9 protein-coding genes are annotated in these 6,319 nt (G+C 34.2%); all 9 read right to left on the reverse strand.

Annotated elements, in window-relative coordinates; translation table 11 throughout:
- Positions 1-81 precede the first annotated feature (81 nt).
- A complete protein-coding gene (locus A9G03_RS01335; protein WP_065798214.1) occupies positions 82-414 on the reverse strand; it encodes a hypothetical protein in 333 nt (110 codons plus the stop codon).
- A gap of 2 nt (positions 415-416) precedes the next feature.
- Positions 417-2,816, reverse strand: coding sequence for a phage/plasmid primase, P4 family (locus A9G03_RS01340; RefSeq protein WP_065798215.1), 2,400 nt, complete (start codon positions 2,814-2,816; stop codon positions 417-419).
- Positions 2,803-3,024: a hypothetical protein gene (locus A9G03_RS01345; RefSeq protein WP_065798216.1), complete on the reverse strand. Its 222-nt coding sequence runs from the start codon at positions 3,022-3,024 to the stop codon at positions 2,803-2,805. The genes A9G03_RS01340 and A9G03_RS01345 overlap by 14 nt, the downstream gene beginning before the upstream one ends.
- Positions 3,017-3,220, reverse strand: a complete 204-nt coding sequence (locus A9G03_RS01350; protein WP_065798217.1) for a hypothetical protein — start codon at positions 3,218-3,220, stop codon at positions 3,017-3,019. Before A9G03_RS01350 ends, A9G03_RS01345 begins: the two co-directional genes overlap by 8 nt.
- Before the next feature lie 81 nt (positions 3,221-3,301).
- On the reverse strand, positions 3,302-3,973 hold the full coding sequence (locus A9G03_RS12505) for a hypothetical protein (protein ID WP_065798218.1): 672 nt from the start codon (positions 3,971-3,973) through the stop codon (positions 3,302-3,304).
- Positions 3,974-4,039: 66 nt separating this feature from the next.
- Positions 4,040-4,702: a Rha family transcriptional regulator gene (locus tag A9G03_RS01360; protein ID WP_065798219.1), complete on the reverse strand. Its 663-nt coding sequence runs from the start codon at positions 4,700-4,702 to the stop codon at positions 4,040-4,042.
- A complete protein-coding gene (locus tag A9G03_RS01365) occupies positions 4,689-4,976 on the reverse strand; it encodes a helix-turn-helix transcriptional regulator (RefSeq protein WP_065798220.1) in 288 nt (95 codons plus the stop codon). Before A9G03_RS01365 ends, A9G03_RS01360 begins: the two co-directional genes overlap by 14 nt.
- A 13-nt stretch (positions 4,977-4,989) precedes the next feature.
- A complete protein-coding gene (locus A9G03_RS01370) occupies positions 4,990-5,169 on the reverse strand; it encodes a helix-turn-helix transcriptional regulator (protein WP_065569266.1) in 180 nt (59 codons plus the stop codon).
- 105 nt (positions 5,170-5,274) lie between these two features.
- The gene (locus A9G03_RS01375; RefSeq protein ID WP_065798221.1) at positions 5,275-6,090 is read right to left on the reverse strand and encodes a hypothetical protein; all 816 of its coding nucleotides are present in this window, start codon (positions 6,088-6,090) and stop codon (positions 5,275-5,277) included.
- Positions 6,091-6,319: the final 229 nt, after the last annotated feature.

Raw genomic sequence — 6,319 nt, forward strand, 5'->3', positions numbered from 1 at the left:
CAAAAAGCAGTCTAACAAAACAAAATACTATTGTTAATTCAATTGGTTAGGTAAAATTCCTCTGAAAGCATCAGAACAAAATTATTTTAAATTTTCAGGTAAATAATGCATGATTGTGCTTTGTGCAGAATATACAGAATCAGCCATTGATTGTCCTACATTGCACCCTATTCGAGCTCTCAAATCAGAAACATACGCTTGATTGAGTGCAGGCTCAATAATGTATTCTTCTTCGCGTGTTGCTTCGTTTTTATTAACTTTTTTACGCAAAGCTGATTGTAATTTTCTAATATCATTTTTAATATCTGCATATTCCATTTTTATGTCATCATCTTTTTTGTATTTTGGATAACTTGCATCTATTTTTTTTCCTAATTCAATCAATCTATTATAAATATCTGCTAGTCTTTTCATATTTATTTCCCCCTATGTTGTGAAATGTAATTTTCTTCTAATGCTGCATCTGGAAACCAGTCATTACATTTATCATAATCAAGATGTAAGTTAGTTCTGCGCCCTTTACTTTGTCTAGCTCGTATAATGACTTCTACATCATACTCTTTCATTGCTGAAGGTAGCGCATTAACAAAGTTACGAAGTGATAACGGATTTTTTAAGTTATTATTTTCGATGAAAGTAATATAAGCATGATATAAAAATCGCTTAAACTGTACTGGCGTTGAGTATTTACCTATCATCATTCCATCAGGTTTATCGGTTGCAAAGAGATAACTACAAAAATCAATTAATGGATTAGTCAATCGTTTAACTTCGATAGCTTCTGATGATTTTTGTTGCTTAATTAGTAATGATTTAGCCTTGCTATCATCCTCAAAATAGTTAAAGAGATGTCGAATAATAACGGATAATTCTGCACTAATTTTATCTTTAAGATTAGGATCTCTTTCGTTAGCAGGTACAGGCTCGCCAAAGTGAAAAATAACCCTACGCCGTGAGATACCACCATCATCATTACTAAAGGTCATTGGATTATTGTTAATGGCTAATATAACTCCCTGAATCTTGGCAGAATAGGGTTTCTTATATTTTTCATCTATGGCCACATCATCCCCCCCAGTAATAGCCTTGATACCGTTACCCTCACCGATATATTTTGCTTGGTCTGGTAAGATGATTAATGACTGCCCAACAATAAGCGATCTTTCTCTTGGTTTTTCTAAAGCTTCCATATTAGCCGATACAGTATTATTTTTGCCTGCTAGCATGGTGGCAATCTCAGCAAAAACACTTTTACCGCTACCACCTGCGCCTGTAATTTCTATGAACAATTGCCAGTCATAACGATTGGCTAAAATCATATATAATGCTGCCTTTATCGAATCCATTTTGATCTTATCTTTTTTAGCTGAACGAGATAGCCATTGATAAAAATTAGGTGCATGGAGTTCTAAGTTTTCATTAGTTATATTATCAATATAATCAACATTATTAATTGACTGTAACCAATGGCTTTTGGCATGGGATTTAAATGCACGATCATTTAAATCAAAGATACCATTTCTAAATCCTATTAAATTTCTGGCTTGATCTCCTTTCAACGGTATTTGTAATTTCATGGTGTCAATGGTCGATTTAATGCCTTTTTCAGAATAGTGAGCATTTGATTGTCTGAACAATTGAACTAATTCACGCTTTAGATCCATTTCAGAAATTATTTGCCAAACATTATCCTTATATAAATAAACTTCATTTGTTAACATATCTAAGGCGAGATTATTATCATAATGCTCTATCAGTACATCAGCTTTCTGGCTAGCTTGCATTTGTGATAAGTCAGGAACAGCTTTTTGTTTAACTTCGGTAAAATGCTTCTTACTCTCTTTAATTGATTTTTTAATATTCCTGTTAAAATCCTGCTTAGCCTTTTCAAGTCCAAATTGTTGTCTATAATCATCCCAATCTGCTTTAAAATCCGTTTCAGGTATAGAGTAATAGCCATTGACTGCTTGAGCTGCTTCCATTGCTTTAGCTAAGCCCTTATTCGGGCTTTGGTCAATATCATTATCAGCTGCTATGATAATTTTAGCGGTAGAATTTAGTTCACGGATAGCCTTAGCGACATGAATAAGATTACCTGCGTCAATGGCTGATATAACAAGAGACTGATGACGGAATTCCGCTATCGATATCGCCGTGGCTACCCCCTCACAGATAATAATCTCATTATGTGAGCACACTTTTATGCTTGCCTCGGTAGGTCTGCTCAAAATTGAGCTGACTAAAATAAACGCTCCTTTTTTATTTGAGCCTTTCATTAAGTGTTTACTGCCGTCTGATTCAATAAACTGACCGCCTGCATATTCATTATGAAGATTCAGCATAGGCACAAAAATGCGCCCGTTATCCAGTAAAGGTAAGTCAAAGATTAATCCTTTCTTGGTGAGGTACTCAGATTGCCCTAATGTTGTTTTAGAGAGTAAATATTCGACTTTTTTACATACGGAATTTTCTGGTATGTTGTTATTATGCAACTGTTCGGAATCTCTTTTTCTAAATACGGTTTTTTCTCGTATTTGGCTACTCTGATTAGGCAGATTCAAACATTCCGCCACTTTGATTGATGCTTCTTTAGTACTATGATGGTAATAGTTCTTAATCAGTTCTAAGCCGTCACCACTACCACATTGATTACAAATATAAGTACCTCGTCCATTTTGATTACCAAATCTAAATCTATCTTTACCGCCACAAACAGGGCAAGCGCAATGCTTGCCATTACCTACTTCAATGCCTAATGAATGAAAAATATAATCCCATTTACCTACCGCTTGGGTTGTAATTTCACTTATTTTCATCTTGCAACCTCTTACGTTCTGTCTCGCTTCTAAATAAGGCTTTAGAATCACTAACTAAATCAGAAATGGCGCTAAGGGCATAAGAACGTAGTTCATCATTTAGCTGACTTCCAGAATCACACTCAATCACTAAGAGAATTGAAATAGCATTGGCTTGACCGAGTTTAGAGTTAATTGTATCTATCGCATCCAGTGAGATATTAGCCATTATTATCACCTCCTTTGAAATCAATTTTTAATAGTTCTTTATAGGCATCTTCGATTAAGTCACCTATAACCCAAAGTAAGTTACCTGTATCGCAGTGTTCCATAAAAGGCTTATCCAAGACCACCTTAACCATGCTTTGAGTTTGCGCTAATTTAGCTTCGATATTATTTATTATCTGAATATTATTATTACTCATAAAGATAAACTCCAAAGCTTCTAGTGTCTTCAATGAATGGATATAAGCGGATTCTTGAAATAAATATCAGGGATTGCTTACCTAAATTCTTTCTGGCTTCACGTTCGGTTGTTGCCTTGTTTGTACTACTTGAGCCGTTGATAGGTCATAGAATTTGTATAGTTTGGATTGTCTTGCACATAGGTGTGCGTTATCATAGCGGTTAGCCATAATCATTACCTCTGTTAATGGTTGGGTTAGATCCCTCGATAGTGCTGGTAACACTTCGGGGGATTGCTTTTTATGGTACTCACCTTTATAATGGTGCATACCGTTAATATTTAATTTATCATAAAGGTATGCACCAGTGCAAGAAAAAAAAGATAAGAAAAAAACGGATCGTTCTAACAGTACAAGAAAAATTATAAGGTTCGAAGATAATTTACTTGAAGCTATTAACCAACAAGCCAAGAAAGATGGTGAATCTTTTTCTGGTTGGGTCAAAACTGCTTGTAAAATGAGATTAGGGAGATAATTTATGAAAAAAGTATTATTTATTATAATAATCGCCATTGCTGGATACGCTGTATATGTCAATTTGAATGCCCCGTGTGCTCCAAATGATAAATTATGCCAACATAAAGAATAATTAAAATCCTTTCGAACGCTTCCGAAATCTACCCACTTTTTTAGCTCTGCGTTATTATAAGAACGTGCTTTAAATGCGTGACGCTTTGGCACAATTTCAATGCATCTAGTAAGTTTTATTGTCATTGAAAATTCCTTGTTAATTGATTTGAGTGATTGAATAGAGGCAACTGTGACAAGTTGCCTTTTTTATCATTGAGCATGAGTAATACCTTTGTTAGGGCTGATTAAATTAGCCAACGCATTAAATCGTCGGCTCACTTCTCTAATTGCCTCTGTAGGTGAATCAATCTCTTTAAATACGGATGTTTCAATCTGCTGTAAACAAATCAGCATACCTAATTGAACTTCATCAGCCTTTTGACGCTCACCAGTAGATAAGCCAATCATTTTATTTTCAGCTCTAGCAAGGTTTATATAATGATACTTCTCTACTCCTGACATGGTTGATAATGAATCTCGGCTCTCATGATAAAAAGCTAATGATTCACGTTTTACCGTTTCACGTTTGCGACTGACTGCAAAGGCTTTGGTTACTCTTACTTTAAAATCAATAATTTGCTCGTGATTTTTCCCTCGAACTAGACGGCTAATTAAATCAAACTGATTTTCATTTAGTAAATAATAACGTTGATACTTAATACCTCTGGACTCTGCTTTTTTCACTGCTTCCGTTTCAAACGAAGTCAGTGACCCAAATTGACGAAGTGCATTTTTATGTTTAGTCATTAGTTCATATAGATTTTTGTGCTTAATACCCATTTCTTTAGCCACCAAACGACTATCAATACGAACATCTTTAGTTTGAACTAATTCAATATCATCTTGCTTAATAATCATCTTAGTAGCTCCCATTGGCAAATCCTCGTCGTTTAGTCGGTTGATTTATCTTTTCTACTGGTGGCGGATTATCTATCCAGTGAAGTAATTCCACTAATGACCAACCGCAAGAGTTAGCGCCTAACGATTTTCTTAATGGATATTTACCTTCTTTCTCAAGTTGCCAAGCTGTAGAACGGGCGATACTAGTAATTTTGTATCTTTCATTTTCACGAACTAGGCGATCATATTGAATGCCGTATTTATCTCTGGTTGCTTTGTGTTGTTCTGGAGTGATTGAATAAGTCATTGAAAGCCCCCCCTTACTGTACTCGGTTGCTTTCTAAGTAGGTTTTAACTTCGGCCATATCGTAAACTACTCGACGCTTGCCAACTTTAATACCTTTGGGGAAATTTGGATCATAACGTAATGTATTCTTAGCACATCCTAAGATTAACGCTAGCTCATCAAGGGAGTAGTATTTTGGTGTGTTTAACTGCATGTTGTTACCTCATTAAGTTCATTATTGTTTAACTTATGAGGTGATTATGTCCTTTATGGAGTTTTGTTTTCAGTGGTGGGGATAGGTAGGATTTCCCACCCCCTACTAAATGCTAAGCTTTACACCTGTTTCTGGATTAAATAAATCAAAATCATCTACTGGTTTATTCCCGTGTTTATTTGTACCTTTTAGTTCTTCTGCTGTTTTTATGTCAGTATCTTTAAACCAATCTTTCATCACTGTGCTATAGGCTTTACCTGTAATATTAGCTATTTTTGATGCAAGTCTTGATTTAGGAATATAAACATTTTTTTGTAGATAATAATTTTGAGTATATATAGCAACATTAATCCAATATCTAGGATCTTTGAAAAGTTCACATTCTGATGATTCAATAAATTTATTAATATCATCACGCATAACAAATAAGTTATTTAAAGGAACTTTTAATCCATCAATTGAACATGCATCATCAATAATAACAATATCTTTTGTTTTAGGATGGTATAAATGGCAATATCCTGCTGTTATTAATCCGTTTCTTTCTCTCTCATTAACAGAATCAGGAGATATAATATAAATAGCTTCATGAACAAACCTAGTTGATTTCATCGGACTAATAATAAAAGCACCATATCCTTTGCCGGTAACATTGACATAATTATCTTCTTTACCCTGAACTCTAACGTTGTACAACTGAGTTAGCTCATCATTGTAAAAATGTGTCCCATATTGGAAAAATTTTGCTCCTAAACCACCATAGTCACACTGGTAATTAATAACTATTTTTTCACCTTGAAGTATATAATAAAAATCAATTTGTTCAGATAACCAACAATCAATCAGATCATCAGTTGTACAAACTAATTCATTGCATGCACGCTCTAAATTTATATATGGTCTTTTTGGTAATAAAGCCATTGTTTCCCTCAAACACGATCACCCTAACCTAATGAGGAAGTTACGCCAGTCCGTTAGGGTTACGAACGTTCGGGAGCTACCCTAGGCGTAACTAATTTTATTATTTTAATTTAAAAAAACGTTCTAATTTTTCTAGTTTATTTAATGCTTCATCATAATCATTTTGATCTATTTCGGATATATTTTTATTAATAATATTATTGTGTGCTATCAAATAATTATGTAATAG

The organism is Gilliamella sp. wkB171, from assembly GCF_001693755.1.
GTDB lineage: Bacteria > Pseudomonadota > Gammaproteobacteria > Enterobacterales > Orbaceae > Gilliamella > Gilliamella apicola_F.

What these genes read in the sequence shown, in the direction of transcription:
- A9G03_RS01335 (WP_065798214.1), bottom strand. Translation starts at nt 414, where the DNA reads ATGAAAAGACTAGCAGATATTTATAATAGATTGATTGAATTAGGAAAA.
- A9G03_RS01340 (WP_065798215.1), bottom strand. Translation starts at nt 2,816, where the DNA reads ATGAAAATAAGTGAAATTACAACCCAAGCGGTAGGTAAATGGGATTAT.
- A9G03_RS01345 (WP_065798216.1), bottom strand. Translation starts at nt 3,024, where the DNA reads ATGGCTAATATCTCACTGGATGCGATAGATACAATTAACTCTAAACTC.
- A9G03_RS01350 (WP_065798217.1), bottom strand. Translation starts at nt 3,220, where the DNA reads ATGAGTAATAATAATATTCAGATAATAAATAATATCGAAGCTAAATTA.
- A9G03_RS12505 (WP_065798218.1), bottom strand. Translation starts at nt 3,973, where the DNA reads ATGACAATAAAACTTACTAGATGCATTGAAATTGTGCCAAAGCGTCAC.
- A9G03_RS01360 (WP_065798219.1), bottom strand. Translation starts at nt 4,702, where the DNA reads ATGGGAGCTACTAAGATGATTATTAAGCAAGATGATATTGAATTAGTT.
- A9G03_RS01365 (WP_065798220.1), bottom strand. Translation starts at nt 4,976, where the DNA reads ATGACTTATTCAATCACTCCAGAACAACACAAAGCAACCAGAGATAAA.
- A9G03_RS01370 (WP_065569266.1), bottom strand. Translation starts at nt 5,169, where the DNA reads ATGCAGTTAAACACACCAAAATACTACTCCCTTGATGAGCTAGCGTTA.
- A9G03_RS01375 (WP_065798221.1), bottom strand. Translation starts at nt 6,090, where the DNA reads ATGGCTTTATTACCAAAAAGACCATATATAAATTTAGAGCGTGCATGC.